General features: G+C 60.8%; 14 protein-coding genes and 1 tRNA gene. 6 read left to right on the top strand and 9 right to left on the bottom strand.

Translation table 11 applies throughout. The features are described from left to right. From EOC93_RS34810 to EOC93_RS13840, 3 genes are all read left to right on the top strand, one after another. A partial coding sequence (locus tag EOC93_RS34810; protein WP_245461456.1) for a D-Ala-D-Ala carboxypeptidase family metallohydrolase occupies positions 1-191 on the top strand: 191 nt, incomplete at its 5' end. 187 nt (positions 192-378) lie between these two features. After that, a tRNA-Glu gene (locus tag EOC93_RS13845) sits at positions 379-453 on the top strand. A gap of 182 nt (positions 454-635) precedes the next feature. Beyond that, positions 636-1,040 (top strand): hypothetical protein, encoded by a 405-nt coding sequence (locus EOC93_RS13840; RefSeq protein ID WP_095485418.1) that lies wholly within the window; start codon positions 636-638, stop codon positions 1,038-1,040. 851 nt (positions 1,041-1,891) lie between these two features. Here EOC93_RS13840 and EOC93_RS13835 read toward each other — a convergent pair. From EOC93_RS13835 to EOC93_RS13815, 4 genes are all read right to left on the bottom strand, one after another. Then, a complete protein-coding gene (locus EOC93_RS13835) occupies positions 1,892-2,242 on the bottom strand; it encodes a hypothetical protein (protein ID WP_095485420.1) in 351 nt (116 codons plus the stop codon). A 1,267-nt stretch (positions 2,243-3,509) separates the two neighbouring features. Beyond that, positions 3,510-4,388, bottom strand: coding sequence for an ATP-dependent DNA ligase (locus tag EOC93_RS13830; RefSeq protein WP_127204890.1), 879 nt, complete (start codon positions 4,386-4,388; stop codon positions 3,510-3,512). A gap of 687 nt (positions 4,389-5,075) precedes the next feature. Then, the gene (locus tag EOC93_RS34435) at positions 5,076-6,737 is read right to left on the bottom strand and encodes a calcium-binding protein (RefSeq protein WP_206532233.1); all 1,662 of its coding nucleotides are present in this window, start codon (positions 6,735-6,737) and stop codon (positions 5,076-5,078) included. Between the two features lie 541 nt (positions 6,738-7,278). Next, on the bottom strand, positions 7,279-7,938 hold the full coding sequence (locus EOC93_RS13815; protein ID WP_095485424.1) for a DUF2161 family putative PD-(D/E)XK-type phosphodiesterase: 660 nt from the start codon (positions 7,936-7,938) through the stop codon (positions 7,279-7,281). Between the two features lie 161 nt (positions 7,939-8,099). Here EOC93_RS13815 and EOC93_RS13810 point away from each other — a divergent pair, with 161 nt between their 5' ends. Continuing rightward, a complete protein-coding gene (locus tag EOC93_RS13810) occupies positions 8,100-9,047 on the top strand; it encodes a MurR/RpiR family transcriptional regulator (RefSeq protein ID WP_095485425.1) in 948 nt (315 codons plus the stop codon). Positions 9,048-9,144: 97 nt separating this feature from the next. Further along, complete coding sequence (locus EOC93_RS13805) at positions 9,145-10,476, top strand: ArgE/DapE family deacylase (RefSeq protein ID WP_127204889.1); 1,332 nt, start codon at positions 9,145-9,147, stop codon at positions 10,474-10,476. Between the two features lie 131 nt (positions 10,477-10,607). Here the strand turns inward: EOC93_RS13805 and EOC93_RS13800 are convergent, their stop codons facing one another. Genes EOC93_RS13800 through EOC93_RS13780 form a run of 5 tightly spaced genes read right to left on the bottom strand, consistent with a single transcriptional unit; the run spans position 10,608 to position 15,215 of the window. Beyond that, positions 10,608-11,612, bottom strand: a complete 1,005-nt coding sequence (locus tag EOC93_RS13800) for a branched-chain amino acid ABC transporter permease (protein WP_127204888.1) — start codon at positions 11,610-11,612, stop codon at positions 10,608-10,610. Then, positions 11,609-12,484 carry a branched-chain amino acid ABC transporter permease gene (locus tag EOC93_RS13795; protein WP_095485428.1) on the bottom strand — a complete coding sequence of 292 codons (876 nt, stop codon included), beginning with the start codon at positions 12,482-12,484 and terminating at the stop codon, positions 11,609-11,611. The genes EOC93_RS13800 and EOC93_RS13795 overlap by 4 nt, the downstream gene beginning before the upstream one ends. Positions 12,485-12,509: 25 nt before the next feature. Continuing rightward, positions 12,510-13,229, bottom strand: coding sequence for an ABC transporter ATP-binding protein (locus EOC93_RS13790; RefSeq protein WP_126106349.1), 720 nt, complete (start codon positions 13,227-13,229; stop codon positions 12,510-12,512). Next, a complete protein-coding gene (locus tag EOC93_RS13785) occupies positions 13,226-13,963 on the bottom strand; it encodes an ATP-binding cassette domain-containing protein (RefSeq protein ID WP_127204887.1) in 738 nt (245 codons plus the stop codon). Before EOC93_RS13785 ends, EOC93_RS13790 begins: the two co-directional genes overlap by 4 nt. Positions 13,964-13,967: 4 nt before the next feature. Next, complete coding sequence (locus EOC93_RS13780; RefSeq protein ID WP_127204886.1) at positions 13,968-15,215, bottom strand: ABC transporter substrate-binding protein; 1,248 nt, start codon at positions 15,213-15,215, stop codon at positions 13,968-13,970. A 167-nt stretch (positions 15,216-15,382) separates the two neighbouring features. On the opposite strand from EOC93_RS13780, the gene EOC93_RS13775 reads away from it, so the two are divergent. Continuing rightward, positions 15,383-16,207 carry an alpha/beta hydrolase gene (locus EOC93_RS13775; RefSeq protein WP_127204885.1) on the top strand — a complete coding sequence of 275 codons (825 nt, stop codon included), beginning with the start codon at positions 15,383-15,385 and terminating at the stop codon, positions 16,205-16,207. Positions 16,208-16,221: the final 14 nt, after the last annotated feature.

Genomic DNA, 16,221 nt, shown 5'->3' with positions numbered 1-16,221 from the left:
AGAATTCGCTGCACATGTATTGCGCCGCCGCCGACATCCAGGTTCCAGGCGTCTCGAAAGCGCAACTGGCTAGCTATATCCGCAACATGCCCGGGCGCGGCGGCGTCGGCACCTACTGCCATACCGAATCCGTTCACATCGACGTCGGCCCCGAGCGCGACTGGAACTGGCGCTGCCGCCGCCGGCGGTAAGCTGGTTCTCCCTCCCGTTTGTGTAACATCCGCAGTGTGCCGTCCGAGGACGGCATGGGATGGCGCGTAGAGCCGGCTAAATCGCCGAAAAGGCGTGGTTTTGCGGCCACTGAAAAAAGTTGTCGCAGGCGGCGGCAGACGGGTTGCCGGTTTGGTGCAACGCAACTATAAGCGCTCACATCTGAGCGCGCCCATCGTCTAGCGGTCAGGACACCGCCCTTTCACGGCGGTAACAGGGGTTCGATTCCCCTTGGGCGTACCAGACAAATCAAGCACTTTAAGCCTCTTCGGCCCGATTTCATCGAATATCCACCGAATAAACCCCCGCGAATTTCAGCGAACAGATTCGGCGTGAGCCGGAATCCGCCTTGTTGCTTTCCAAGGGTTCCCTGCCACTATCGGCAGGTCCGCGCGACATGGCCGCGACATGGGAGGGGCACTCGAATGGCCGACTACCGGGAGATTTCGCAGGAGTATGCGAAGAGCGCTATCGGCGCAGCGATGTTGATCAATGCCGGCGCGTCGGTCGCCGTTCTAAGCCAAGTGGCCGAGCTCTATAAGCTTGACCTGCTGAGTTCCGTTGTCTGGTCAGTCATGGCTTGGACCGTCGGCGTGGTCCTGGCAGCCCTCGCCTGGCCGACCGCCTTTCTGTCTTCGAGATTTGTGGACAAAAGCGAGAGAGACCAAGGCATGGAGCGAGCTTACCTAGAGGTATCAAATCGGTGGATGGCCGTTGGCCTAATCTTGGTCTTTGCCTCTATTCTTTGCTTCGCACGAGGTGCGGCCTACATGGTGGCCCAATCTTCGTTTATATCGGAACATCCGCCGATTCCGGCCGCCTCGCCGTGAAAAAAGCCCGCGACCGTGAGGAAGCGCAAGCGCGCCGATGACAACCCGACCCGCCAACAGAAGATGGCCACAGGATATCGGTTTTTTCTTTTCGATAGCCTGCTTTTCGGCCGGCGTGGTGTGTACCTTTGTCCTCCGGAATCATGACGAGCCTTCTGACTCAAGCGTGGTTTGCACGATATTCCTGCTCATCATGGTGTTTTTTACCCGCTACGGTCGGGCCAAATTCGAGGACCATTTCAGGGGTTTCAAAGAGGCCGGCTGGACGGAGGAGATGATCATCCAGGTTGGGCGCGCTCAAGCAGCGATCGCTGGAATTGTTTCACTGGTCTGCTTGATGACCATAGTCAAAAATTACCTCGTTCAGTAAGGCTTCTTCGGCCCGGCCTCTCGGAACTCGAATGCTGCTGGACCCATGGCAATGGGTTTTCCGTAGAGATTGGAAAGAATTTCCTGCCTGGCACATATTTGAAAAGCCCGCCACCTGAGGCAGCGGGCATTCCGATCAGACTTCGCGGAATAATGGTGGACCTGAGACGTTGTCGATAGAGAACACCCTACCAAAGGAGGTTATCGATATGCGCCTTTTCGTCCTGTTTTCGGTATTACTTTTGACTGCCTGCATGACAGCACCACGCGGCGCGGCTCCACCCGCACCGCCAACCGCGTCTACATCGAGCGGGAGCAATAGTGGCAATGCCGGCGGTACTGGCGGTGGCGGCTACTAAAGACGCGAGCGACACTCAGTTTTGGAAATCGCAGAGAACGTTAATCGCGACGAACTAACCGCCCCAGCAAAAAAAGCCCGCCACCACCGGAGGCAGCGGGCTGTGGCCCTCATTTGAGCGTGATTAGATCCAGCGGTCCCGGCGCTGGCCGCCAGCCACAAGAACAAGGCCCAACAGCAAGCCTACAGCCGCGCCCAGCATGAAGGCTGACGATACCGTGCCAGGATTTTCTTGAACGACACCGGAAGCAGTAGACGCCCTATTGCGAAGTGCTTGCGTTGTCCGAGACACGCTATCGGCCGCGCCCTCATACCAACCAGTGGCTTCCTCGACCACCTCTTCAGCGCGCTCCGCGAGCGTCCGATTGATCTTGTTGATCTCGCGCTTCAGCTGCGCAACTTGCTTCTCCAAGGCTTCCTGAGCTTCGCGCTGCGTCTCCGTCGGTGTTGCGGCTTCGTTTGGGTCGTCGGCCATTGTGATCTCCCCTTTTGGTGGGGCTCAACGGACGCCGCGGCGTAAGGTTCCTCATCGAAAAAAACCCGCCACCGTGAGGCAGCGGGCTAAATCTTCTGCAAATTTGCGATAGATCAAATTATCTGGGGATCGTCTCATGTCGCATACCGCGGATGGCGCCGCGGTTCACCGAACACACGGCCAAGGATGCGGAAGCAGGATTTATCTCTGTTCATCATTCTGTATGAAGTCGCCATCCCGCCTATAAGCAACTTCTCGTCCTCGCTCCCTTCGGTCGCAAAACGCCCGCCGCAATCCCGGCCGGCGTTGGGGGGTATACCATCTCATTGCATGAGGATTGCCGCCCGCCCACATCGCGACGACAATGCAGCCGAGAAAGCGAAACAGACGGCAGCGCGTAGGTCTTCCGCGATCACGGAAGTTACATGAGTCGCCAAGGTCGGTACTTTCCAACGGCGGACCCCAATCCGCCCGGCCGGCGCCCTACAGGCAATCTACCCCAACGCCCCCCACAGTGGCGCCGGCCACTTTCAGCCCCCTCGTTCGAAAGTTGGCTTCCAATCGCGATTGCGCGCCGGCTGCTGGCCTTCGTAATCAGGAATGCATGTGAAGAACACCTGCCGGCGGTCACGGCCGGCAGCCTTGCAATTTGACCAGACAAAGAGCCCGGCTAGGTCGTCATGCATCGAGCCCTGGTCACGGCCGAGCCTGTCAATCAGCGCCTGGATGTCGAAGCGCTATGATTAGCTCTCACTAATATGCTATACGCAAAATGGTGAGGGGCTAGTTCCATGAGACAGCTAGGACACATTGCATTGGCGTGGCTTGTATTGCCCGGCGATGCAGATGCCCATGATTGGTATACGGGCAAGACTGATCCCGTTCTTTACTATGACTGCTGCGGAAACAAGGATTGCCACCCGATCGATTCCAACGACGTCAGGATGACTAAAGACGGCTATTTCGTCAGGCTGCCGCGCCCCGCTTACTTGAATGAAACCCAGGAAGCGGAGTTGTTTATCCCCAGAGAGCGTGTCCAGACCTCGCCTGATGATCGATACCATATATGCGAACGACTAATGACGTTCTATCGAACGATCATTCCCCGTTTGGAGTTCGAGGCCTATCGCAGATTCAGATGGACGTGCTTCTTCGCACCCCGAGGGACAAGTTCAATCCCGCCGGATGAGATCTACTCCCGGCTTTTGGATTTCAAACTTACCCACGACCCATATTAGAGATGGCTTGAATTTTGTGCTAAGCAGGATCATGAATTCCGGCATTTGTCATCGTCCCAGAAATCCTGCAGCGAAGCGTGCCTTAGGTCTTCCTCGCCGCGCAAGTGCTTCACCCGGGCTTTGATCCCCGGCTTAACCCACTGTGTTGACGGCCGCTTTGGCATATCTTTGGGCGGTGGCCCGGCATGTTCCTGGACGCGCTGCCACAGCCGCTCCCGCATCTCGCGATTGACGCTGACAGAGGCGCTGCCGACATATTTCCGGGTGCCTGGCTCGGCCATCAGGGCGAATGCCGGCTTTCCAGCCTCACGCTCGACGCCGAGCAGCTCGAATTCCCCGACGGTGTAGCATTTTGTCATCAGCCAGTTGGTCGAAGGGCCGCTGCGATACTTGCTGTCTCGACGCTTGGACACCATTCCCTCAAGGCCGGCCTGGTCGATCAGGCGATAGATCGCATTGGCGTCGCCCGGAAGCGCCTGGCTGAACTGGATGTGGATGTTTGGCGGGATGATGCCGGCAAGGATGTCGCGGCGCTCCTGCAGCGCCATGTCGCGCAGGTCGTGCCCGTTGAGGTGCAGCAGATCAAAGGCAACAAAATAAAGATTGTGCTGGCGCCGCGTGATGGCCTTGCGCAAAGCTGCGAAGTCCGACAGGCCGGCATCATTGAGCACGATGATCTCACCGTCGATGATGGCGCTGTCCGCATCGAGCGACTTCGATGCGGCGGCCAGGTCGTGGTATTTCGCCGTCCAGTCCAAGCCACGGCGAGTGAAAATGCGCGTTCCGCTTTCGTCAATGATCATTTGCGACCGGTAGCCGTCGAACTTGAGCTCATGTAGCCACACGCCGCTTTCGGGAGGCTTCTCCACCAAAGTCGGCATTAGTGGCGGGACAAACATCAAACGCATGCATTGACTCGCAAAACTGCGATTCAATTAGCATGCGCTTAATTAGTTCCCATTTTAACGAATCGTTGACCGCGCTGTCCCAGAATAGGACGGCGCGGTCAAACCCAACCGGATTGCGCAGGCGGCTCCGGCAATTCAGCACCCCGCCTCACTTGTCGGAGCCGCTTCCACACTCCTCTAAATACCAGCAACGGTTGAATCAACTGTTACCGCACCTGCTTTCCAGTGCGCTTTCCCAGTCGTTAGACTTTGATGGAACAGAGCCTCGCCTTCACGGTTGACGCTGAGACAGTCCATCTCTGCGAAGGAAGCAGAACGGCCAAGATAACATCTGCAATGCCCGGGCCGCCCTCAAACTGGTCCGTAAGGCGATTGAACAGACCTGCCCCGCTGGCGTGTTGCCTAGCGTCCTGCTGCTCTATGGTCCCGAGCCGATCCACGAGGGCGAAGCGCTTGCCAAGCCGTCATTGAGATGGTCGAGAGACTACCCGATGAATGCGCACATGATCGAGAAGACACCATGACTCATGAGTTGCAGAGAACTTGCCCGCGACGCCAATAGACCTGTATTTCGCCGCAGGATTGCCAGGTTGATTGGTGGCCGGGCACGAGAGCGGCCCGGCCAATGTTCTTCGAGGTGAACAGAGGCCGGGCCTGGTCTAATTTACCGTGCGTAGTTCCTTCAGGTCACAGCGAATGATGCTGCCATGGGAAATGGCTGGCGAGCTGCGTTTGAGCTGCGTCTCCCGTCCCGTCGCTATCCAAAGAGAGCGACCCGGTTGAACTGTCGTAGCTGACATGGTCGGACCGATCATGCGCAGCCGTACCGGCAGACAAAGCGTCGGAAAGCCCTCCCGACTTGAGCCCATCAAAGAAGGCCTGGTCGAAGTGAGGCTTGTCCTGCAGCTTGTCCTGGAGCTTTTCCTGAAGCCAGCTGAAGTCGAAGGCGTCGTGGCCTCCGCGGCCGGACATGATCTCGGCGGCGCCGCCCTTGCTGGCGTTGGCGCCGACATTTTCATCGCCCTGGACAGTGTGGGCGAACCCGTTGCCGGCCGTTTTGTCGTGTGGACCGGCGAGAGACTCCGAGCCACCAGAAAGGGCAGCCATCACCCGGTCGACACTGCTGGCTGCCTTGTCGCCGGCGACATGGGAGGTGTCGTTGCCGTCATCGCCGGTGGTGACGTCCGAAGGGACAGCCGCAGTGGAGCTGCTGTCGCTCGTGGTGGTGTCGGAAGCGGCGGTCACAGTAGAGCTGTCGTCGCTGATGGTGGTGTCGGAAGCGGCGGCCGCAGTAGAGCTGTCGTCGCGGATGGTGGCGTCGGCAGGGACAGTCACAGTAGAGCTGTCGTCGCTAGCGGTGGTGTCGGAAGCGGCGGCCGCTGTAGAGCTGTCGTCGCTAGTGGTGGCGTCGGCAGGGACAGTCACAGTAGAGCTGTCGTCGCTCGTGGGGATGTCGGAAGCGGCGGCCACAGTAGAGCTGTCGTCGCTCGTGGTGGCGTCGGAAGCCGCGGCCGCAGTAGAGCTGTCGTCGCTGATGGTGGCGTCGGCAGGGGCAATCACGGTAGAGCTGTCGTCGGTCGTGGTGACGTCGGAAGCGGCGGTCCCAGCGGTGCTGAGATTGTGTTCCCGGAAAACGGCTTGCAGTTCCGGGGAGCTCTCAAGTGCGACGTCGCCTTCCTGCGAACCCCAGGCATAGGCAAAGTCGAATTCGGGCGACGGAACCAGTTCGTCCCAGTGGTCCATCATCGTCTGCAGCTGATCCGCCGTCGGCATGACGTATTTGCCGCCCGTGTTGGTCGTCCAATTGCCGCCGCCAAAGGTCTGATGGATCGGAACGATCTGGCTGGTCGGGATGCCCGACTCCACCGCTGCAGCCACGGTTCTGTCGATCATGTCGTAGTCGACCGTGTCTGTGCCCGTGCGCACCGGATAAGCGCTTATTCCAAACAGATCGATATGCGTGTTGTCATAGTTGTAGGTGTTGGAAAAATCCGGGTTTTCGGCAGACCCCATGTCCATCGCGGTGATGAAGGTCTTGGCTTCCGGCATACGAGAGTGGATCCAGTCAGATTCGGCTTTCAGATCCTCAGCGTCTACCTGTGTGTGGTATTGGCCGGTGGGATCCGGCTCGTCGACGAGAAAAAACCCAAATACCTTCGGATTGCCAAGGAAGGGGGTGACTTTGTCGATAAAGGACTGGGTTACGCCCTCGCCCTCGTTGAGCCAAACCATAGCCTTCGTGCCATCCGGCAGCTCGTTGACCTGGTCAACGTATTGAACGTCAACCAGATTGAAACCGGCGCTTGCGACTTCTGTGGCGGACCCACCTGCTGCGAAATGAAGTGCCATTTATATTCCTTTTTTTCTTAGCGCCCCGCGGTGCCTGCCTACTAGACGGCGTATATTAGCGCCAAATCAAATACCCGCACCCCTCTGATAGAATTTTTGAGATTTTTGGTATTGCATCGAGTGTCGCAGCCCGGATTTCACCGCACAAAGTGCGCGCTCCCGCCAATGTCGATTTCGTGGAAACAATCCGTAGACAGTCTTGATAAACTACCAAAATATTCCTTTTTTGTTCCTAGGCGTGCCGATACGTTCGACGCGCTTGGTAACGCAAATATCAACATTTGTTGTTTCTGACTGCTGCAATCACTGTCTCCTGCTGACGCATCTGCTCGATTTTTGCGCTCTGGCAGGCAGTGACAATGGAGGCGACGCTGGCCGCCTCATAGCCAGTTTGGACTATTTGTTTGAACAATCTTGCCCCGGGCGATCGCAGTTTGCGATGTCACGCTGGCGACGGTGCCCATTGCCGCGTTTGAGTTCGGGATAGGTTCGTTGTCTCCCCTGCCGCGGCAAGCCGCTCAAACGACTCGGCGCCGCCTCGTCACGGTGCCGGTTGGGGCCAGCGCTGTAACGCAGCACGGCCAACGTCCGTAAGCGCATACACCCCGCGCTCGGCCCTGGCGAACCAGCCATAGACATTGTGAAGCAGGATATTGGCGGCGCGCGGCGAAATGGTTTTCAGGTCGCGCGGGCGCTTCGGGCCGTCCACCATGGCAGCGGCGCAGGCCAGCGCATCCTGCCGGTAAGCGGTCATTATCGGCGTTCGCGAGCCGCCGCCGACGACAGGGTCGCCGCGCCGGCGCTGATGCTCGTCCACCAGGCGCGATCTTCGCCTCGGATCTCGCCGGGGCGGCAAGGCTGCCGGGCTGAGCAGCAATTCAACGTTGCCGGCGGAACCAACCCCCAGAAGGCCGAAACCGAGCCGCCGGCAGAGTGCGCGGAACCGGCGATCGTGCTCCCGGCCTTTGCCGCGGGCCGACATCCTCGCCGCGAGCCAGACCTCGTCGCACGACGCAGCACGATCGACACCTTGAAGTACGAGTTCGAGGTTGAATTGCAGTTTCAATTCACAGATGACGACCACGGGCGGTTCGCCGTCGCGCAGTCCCACGACATCGCAGCCGCCAACTTCGCCTTTGACGGTGAATTCCAGGCTCTCAAGAAACCGCTTCACCGGCATGTAAAGAGACGTTTCCTGCATGCCGGAGCCATAGCCGATTCGTGAGCGGGTGGCACAGAGCCACTTAGTCATACCAATAACGCACCCAACGGTCTTTGTAGAAACCATTCCAAAAATTGACATCGATACCAGAATTTGTAATTTCTCTATCATCGGCTGAACACGGGAAAGGGAGAGGTCCGGTGTCGATCCGCGAAGAGTTGGCGCATACCACCCTGGTCCTCACATCCGCCGAAGCCAAGATCGTGCAGGTCCTCCTTGCCGACTATCCGATGTCCGGCCTCGGGACTGCCTCGCGCCTGGCAAAGGCAGCGGGCGTCAGCGATCCGACGGTCATGCGCCTCATGGTCAAGCTTGGCTATGGCGGCTTTGCCGCCTTCCAGGCCAAGCTTCTGGCGGAAATCGAATCCCGCCTGCACTCTCCTTTGCTGATGATGGAGGCGAAGCGACCTGCCAATTCGAGCGAAGGCACGGTCAACGACTACTTCCATTCGGTTTCCGACAGCCTGGAGCGAACGCGCACGGCGGTTCCTTCGCAGAGCTACGGCCGCGCCGCCAGGATGCTGCTCGACTGCAAGGGCCAGGTCGTGCTGCTCGGCGGACGCTTCAGCCGCCACATCGCCTCGATGCTCGCGGGCTATCTCGTGCAGTTCCGTCCCGGCGTGCACGATATCGGCGCACTGGCGCCGACGGATTTCGATCTGCTGATCGATCTCGGCAAGCGCGACCTGCTCGTCGTTTTCGACTATCGCCGCTACCAGTCCGACGTGGTGAGCTTCGCCCGTCAGGCGCGCGAGCGGGGCATGGGCATTCTGCTCTTCACCGATCCTTGGCTCTCGCCGATCTCCGAACACGCCGATCTGACGCTGATCGCGGCAATTGAGGCCAACTCGCCGTTCGACACGCTGGCGACGGCCGTCGTCCAGATGGAGACCGTGTTTGCCCATGCGCTGGAGAGCGAAGGCCAGACGGTGCGCAAGCGCATCGAGGACATCGAAGGGATCCGCCGCGCCAATGGCGTAACGCTCGACGCCTCGGATTTCACCGGGCCGGGTGACCGCAGGACAGTCGCCGGGGACCCGGCCAAATGGGCAGCGCCGTTCGTCAGGGGCAAACCCAAATCGACATAGCCCGCGGCCGATATGATCGGCGCAGCATGAGCGGCTGAGCCACCCTGCACACCAAGAGACGATCGCGAACGCCGCAAAGGCACGAAAGGACATCGACATGCTGGACAGGGATGCGGCCGTCGCCGCCGCGCAAGCCGAGATCGACAAGGATCGCGACTGGGTGATCGGCCTCACCAGCGATATGGTCAAAATCCCCTCGGTGAATCCCAAGTTCGAAACCCGGCAAGGACTGAACCGCGAGGCCGACGTGCAGGCGCTGCTGGAGCCGATCCTCAAGGCGGACGGCTTTTCGACCGAACAATGGGACGCGCTGCCGGGGCGCCCCAATCTGGTCGGCGAATGGGCCGGCGATGAGGAGCGCAGCCTGATCCTGTGCGGCCATATCGATGTCGTGCCGGTCGGCGAAATGAAGAACTGGTCGGTCGATCCGTTTGGCGGCGATATCACGAACGGGCGCCTCTATGGCCGCGGCGCGGTCGACATGAAGGGCGGTGTCGCGGCTTGCATCGCGGCGGCACACGCCATCCGCAAGGTCGGCATCAGGCTGCAGGGCCGGCTGGCGATCCATACGGTGGTCGATGAGGAGGCCGGCGGCTTCGGCGCCATGGACGCGGTCGCCAGGGGCAAGCTCGCCAAGGCGGTGCTGGTCGCCGAACCGACCTGGGGCGATGTCCTGCCGGTCGAGGGCGGGCTCGAATGGGCGCGGGTGACGATCCGCGGCCGCAACGCGCATTCGGCGCTCCGCTACAATGAAATCTATCCGCAGCGCCACGACAAGGATCGGCTGGAGCCCGGCGTCAACGCCATCGAGATCGCGGCGCGCTTCATCGCCGCCGTGCGCCAATACGAGCTCGACCGCACGCGGGCCAGATCGCATCCGCTGCTGCCGCTCGGCATGAACACGATCAACATCGGGGTGATGCAGGGCGGCACCGGACTTGGCGAGAACGGCCTGCCGACGGTGATGACCAACCCGGCGATCATTCCGGACGTCGCGGTTCTCGATCTCGATATGAAATTCCTGCCTGATGAGAATTCAGCCGATTATCGCCGCGATTTCGAGACTTTCGTGCATCATTTCGCCGCCACCGACGCCTGGCTGCGAGAAAACCCGCCGACCATCCAGTGGGAGCTGGGCGGCCTGTACTTCCCGCCGATGAACACCTCGCCGGATCATCCGCTGGTCCGGTCGCTCGTCGCCAACAAGGCGCGCATCGGCAAGAAGCCTGAGGTGAAGGGCTTCGTCGCCGTATGCGACGCCGCGCACTATGCCGGCGCCGGCGTCGACGGCGTCATCTTCGGTCCGTCCGGCGACGGTTTTCATGGCGCCGACGAATATGTCGAGATCGACTCGGTGGTGGAGACCGCCAAGGTCATCGCCGCCTCCGTCATCGACTGGTGCGGCGTCCGCTACACTCGAGCTGGTTAAGGTGTGTTGAGATTCAGGTCAGGCCGAGTCGAAAATGGTGGGTTCCGAGAACCGGAGCGCAGCGTACTTTTGGGTACGTGAGCACCGGAAGCGCAGGAAGCCGCCATTTGCAGGCCGGCCTCACCTGAATATCAGCGCATCTTGATGCGCTCGGCCACCACCGTCCATGCGGCGCGGATCATGCCGACCAGGCCGCTTGGGTAGACCAGCATGATGACGATGATGAGCAGCGCCGAGATCATCAGCCGCCATGCGCCGAAATCGGCCATCGCCTCGGAAAAGACGGTGAGCACGAAGGACGCGATGATCGCTCCGTAGATCGTGCTCGTTCCGCCGAGCAGCACCATCGACAGGATGATGGTCGCCAGGCTCATGCTGAACACGTCGATCGACGCATTGCGCTGGTAGGCGGCATAGAAGGCCCCGGCAATTCCGGTGAAGAAGGCGCTTGCCGCCAGCGTCACCATGCGCTGCCGGACCAGCGAGACGCCGCGGCTGATGGCGTATTCCTCATTGTCGCGCAGCGCCACGATGCTGGCGCCGGCTCGAGAGCGCACGAACAGCCGCAAAAACAGCGTGCTGAGCACCAGAAGTGTCAGCGCAATGTAGAAATAGCCGATCTTGCCGTCGCGGATCATGTTGTGGTCGAAAAGATAGAGGCCGGGCACCCGCACCAGACCTTGCGTGCCGCCCGTCAGGTCCGACTGACTGATGATGACCTGCATGACGAGCTGTGCGAAGCCGAAGGTGACCAGGATGATATAGATGCCCTTGAGCCGCAGGATCGGAATGGTCACCAGCACGGCCGCCACGGTGGCGATCACGCCGCTCGCCACAAGCGCGATCCACGGATCGATGCCGGCCTGCTTGGCGAGCAGGCTGTAGGCATAGACGCCGATGCCAAACAATGCGAGATGGCCGAAATTGAAGACGCCGCCATACCCAAGGCTGAGGTCCCAGTTCGAGGCGACGATGGCGTAGATGAAGATCATGATCAGCACATGCCGGCTGTAGCTGTCGCCGAAGACGAGCGGCAACAGGGCAAGCAACAGGAAGCCCACCACGAAGCCGATCGCCTCGCGGTTCCAGGTGACGCGGCCCGGAGCAGACGGGATGGCGATGTCGAGGAGCGTCATGCGAGCCCCCTGGAACGGCTTGCAAAAATGCCCTCCGGGCGCACCATGAGCGTCGCGATGAGCACGAGGAAAAGCAGTGCCGGCGTCCAGTAGAGGCCGAAATAGTAGTTGCTCGCCGCCTCGAAGAACCCGATCAGGTAGGCAGCGAAGATCGGTCCTGAAATGCTTGAAATACCGCCGAAAACCACCACGATCAGTGCCTTGAGCAGCGGGTCGGCACCCATCGACGGGTTCATGAAGCGGTAGCCGCCCATGAATATCCCGGCCAGCCCGGCCAGCGAAGCGGCGATGGCGAAGGCAAGGCCGTAAAGCGCCGTGACATTGAGGCCGACGAGCTGGCTCGCATCCTCGTTCTGCGCGACCGCCCTGAGCGCTAGGCCGAGCCGGGTGCGGTTGAGGAACGACCACAGCGCCGCAAGGATCAGCGGCGTGATGACAATGATCGCGATCTGGTGCAGCGACACACCGACACCGGCGATGGTGGTGTTGCCCTCGATCAGGCTCGGAAGCTGCTTGGAGCGCGGACCCCAGACCGTCAGTGCCCCGTTCTCCATCAGCGAGCCGGCGGCCAGTGTGGTGATGACGACGACCAGCACGATGTTGGGACGGCCGATCAGCGGCCGCACCACCGAGGCCTGCAGGATCCAGCCGGCGCCAGCCATGACGATGACGGCGAGCGGGAAGGCGATCACCACCGGCAGGCCGAAGGCGACGAGCTGCCAGGCAAAATAGGCGCCCAGCATCATGAACACGCCATGGCTGAAGTTGAACACACCGATCGTCGTCCAGACGAGGGCCAGCCCGACCGCCATCATCGCGTAGAGCGAGCCCTGGAACAGGCCGCCAAAGAAGATATCCGAAAACATGCTCATGCCCGAACCCTGTCCGATCCTGCCTTCAATGCCCGAAATACATCGCCATGATTTCGCTGTGCTCGATGCTCTCGCCCGGCCGGATCTCGGTCTTGACCGCTCCGTGATCGACGAGGAAGAGCTGCCGGCTGAGTTCGAGCAGGAACTCGATGTCCTGCTCCACGACGACGAGCGGCACGCCGCCCTTCGAGATATCCATGACGGCGGTGCAGAGCTCGTCCTTGATCTTCGGCGCCAGTCCAAGCGTCGGCTCGTCGAGGATCAGCAGACGCGGATGGCTCATCAGCGCCGTGCCGATCGACACCATCTGGCGCTCGCCGCCGGAAAGCGTGCGCACCCTTTGCCGCCACCGTTCGGCGAGCTTCGGGAACAGCTTCACCACCTTTTCGCGGTTCTCGGCCTCGTGCGGCCGTGCGCGCGGCGAATAGGCGCCAAGCGCCATGCAGTCGCCGATCGTCAGATCCGGGAACAGCTTGTTGCCCTGCGGCACGTGGATGAGACCGGTGGCGACGATGGCGCGCGCGCTCAAGCCAGTGATGTCCTTGCCGTCGAAGACGACGCGGCCGCGTTTCGGCGCGACCAAGCCGGAAATGGTCCTGAGCAGCGTCGTCTTGCCGTGACCGTTCGGCCCGAACAGACCGACATTGCCGAACCGGCCAGCCTCGAGCGTGATCTCATGCAGAACGGTCACACGGCCATAGCCGGCGGTCACCGCCTCGACACTCAGGATCGGGCTCTCGCTCACGCCGCCGATCTCCTTGTCCCGAGATAGGCCTCTACCACGCGATGGTCGGCGATCACGCTCTTGGGGTCGCCCGCGGCAAGCACACGGCCCTGGTTCAGCACGAGCAGATGTTGCGACAGGCTCATCAGGAAGGTCAGCACATGCTCGATCAGCACCACCGTGATGCCGCGCGCGGCCGTGCGCCTGATCAATCCGATCGACGTCTCGATCTCCGGCTTGGTCAGGCTCGATGCAGGCTCGTCAAGCAAAAGCATGCGTGGTTCCGTGGCGATTGCCGTTGCGAGCATCAGGCACTTGCGGTCGAACACCGACAATTCGCCGGCGAGCCGTCCGAACGTGGCCGACGAAAGGCCGACGAACTCCAGGGCCTCGGCGGCGCGGGTCCGCGCCTCGGCCGCCCCTCGCCCGGGCTTGCCATAGCTCGCCCCGATCAGCGCGTTCTCGAAGACGGTCAGCCCGTCGAAGCTGGTCTCGCGCTGGAAGGTCCGGGCGAGACCGAGCTGTGCGATCACATTGCCTGTCTTGCCCTGGATCTCCATGCCGTCGAACCGTATCCGGCCCTTGTCGGGACCGAACGGTATGCCGGTGATGACGTTGAACAGCGTGCTCTTGCCACTGCCGTTCGGCCCGGCGACGCCGAAGATTTCTCCGGCCTCGACTGCGAATGAAACATCATCGACCGCCTTGAGCGAGCCGAACGCCTTCGATACGCCTTCGATTTCAAGCAGCGGCATGCCGCTATTTCATCCAGGGCTGCGGCTGGAACTCGCCGGTCGCGTATTTGGCGGGCGAGATCAAGGCGCGCTTGCCGTCCCAGATCTGGAAGAAGGTGATCGGGATGTAGTCGTCGCCCTGCATGGCAAGATGCGTCGCCGGATCGAATTTCAGGCGTCCCTCGGCGACCTGCTTGTCGGTCTCGGACAGCGCCTTCATGATTGCGGCATGGTCGCTCGGGTCGCCGGCCTTTTTCAGCGCGTCGAAATAGACATTGACCATCTCGTAGAGACCGACGCCGTATGTGCCGCTCTCGACGCCGTATTTGGCCTTGAACTTGCCGGCCACTTCGTCGGCACGCGGGTTCTTCGGCGTGGTCAGCGCGCCACCAAGAAGGTTATAGATCACGCCGTTCGACTTTTCCTTGGTCAGCTCGACGAATTCCGGAACGCTCGGCGCATATTGCAGGAACACCAGACTCTTGGTCGGCTGCTCCAGGAACTGGTTGAGGAACGAGGCCGAATTGCCGGGCAGATAGTCGGTGTTGATGACCACGTCCGGCACGTCCTCGCGCACCTTGGCCAGGATCGAACGCCAATCGGTCACCTCGCCGAAGGGCACGAGCTCATCGACGGTGATGGTCCAGCCCTTCTCCTTGAAGGTCTTCTTCATGCCTTCGGAGATCGTCTTCGAATAGGCGTTGTCGGACGAGATGATGGCGACCTTCTTGGTCGGCAGCGTGATCTTGCCTTCGGCTGCCAGCTTCTCGACAAAAACCGTGACGTCGGTGTTGTAGGCGTCGAAGGACGGGGTCAGCGACCAGCAGCAGGCATATTTTTCCGGATCGGGCGCGATGATGTCCTTGGTCTGCTGCGATGTGGCCGCAAGCATGTAAGGCATCTCCGCCTCGGCCATGTTGTCGATCTCGAAATTGGTCAGGCTGGCATAGCCGGTCAGCATGAAATGCACATCCTGGTCGCCGAGCAGGCGCTCGACCGCGCTGGTGACGTTCGCCGCCGACTGGTCCTTCACATCACCCACGACCAGTTCGAACGTATGGCCGTCGACGCCGCCGGCGCTGTTTGCCTCGTCGATCGCCATCTGCGCGCCACGCTGGAATTCCTGGCCGTCGGCCGCCGCCGGGCCGGTCAGCGGCGCCAGCAGGCCGATCTTGACGACATCGGCGAATGCCGGTGCTGTGGCCAGCATCACGCCGAGCGACGTTCCGATCAGCATATGCCTGAAATGGCGTTTCATCGACTTGGTCATCATTGATCCTGTTCCCCTGTTATTATCGTGACGATGGTTGGATGATTGACAAATTATGCACAGGCGGGTCAATTTGAAAAGATATTTTCATGCGTAGGCGGACAAATTTGCCTGCTAAGCAGTTCGCGGAACTGCAGCGGCCAAGCGAATCGAGACAGATGGAGACAGGGATGGCGACCACGATAAAGACGATCGAAACCAGTCACGGCACGCTCGCCGTGCGCGAAAGCGCCGGCACCGGCATGCCGGTGCTGATGATCCACGGCAATTCGTCGTCAGGCGCCGTCTTCCGCAATCAATTCAACGGCAGGATCGGCGCAACCTACCATCTGATCGCGGTCGATCTTCCCGGTCATGGCGAGTCCTGCGACGCGGTCGATCCGCATCGCAGCTACTCGATGCCGGGTTACGCCGACGCAATGACCGAGGTGTTGAACAGGCTTGGCATTGAAAAGGCAGCGGTCTTCGGCTGGTCGCTGGGCGGTCATATCGGGTTGGAGATGATCGACCGCTATCCCGGCATGCTCGGTCTGATGATCACCGGCACGCCGCCGGTCGCCGGCGCCGATCTCAACAATGGCTTCAAGCCCAGCCCGCATATGGGCCTGGCTGGCAAGGAGACCCTCACCGAAGATGATATCGACGCTTATGCGCATTCAACCTGCGGCGAGCCCTATGACCAGCTGCTCCGCAATGCCGTCGCGCGCACCGATGGCCGCGCGCGCAGACTGATGCTCGGAAAATTCGCGGCTGGCGAAGGCAAGGACCAGAGCGCGATCGTCGCCGGCAAGACACCGCCGATCGCGGTGCTCAACGGCGCCGACGAGCCGTTCGTCAACACCGACTTCGTCGATACGATTGCCTTCTCCAACCTCTGGGAAGGCAAGAAACACCTGATCAGCAATTCCGGCCACGCGCCGTTCTGGGATTCGCCGGACCGGTTCGGCCCGATCTTCGAACGGTTCCTCAAGAACCTGGAGCCCAGCTGGCGCTAATGCATGTCGCGCAA

The sequence above is a fragment of the Mesorhizobium sp. M6A.T.Ce.TU.002.03.1.1 genome (genome assembly GCF_003997275.1).
In the GTDB taxonomy this organism is placed as follows: domain Bacteria; phylum Pseudomonadota; class Alphaproteobacteria; order Rhizobiales; family Rhizobiaceae; genus Mesorhizobium; species Mesorhizobium mediterraneum.
The sequence above is the reverse complement of the archived record's forward strand: the minus strand, read 5'-3'. Positions and strand labels throughout refer to the sequence as shown.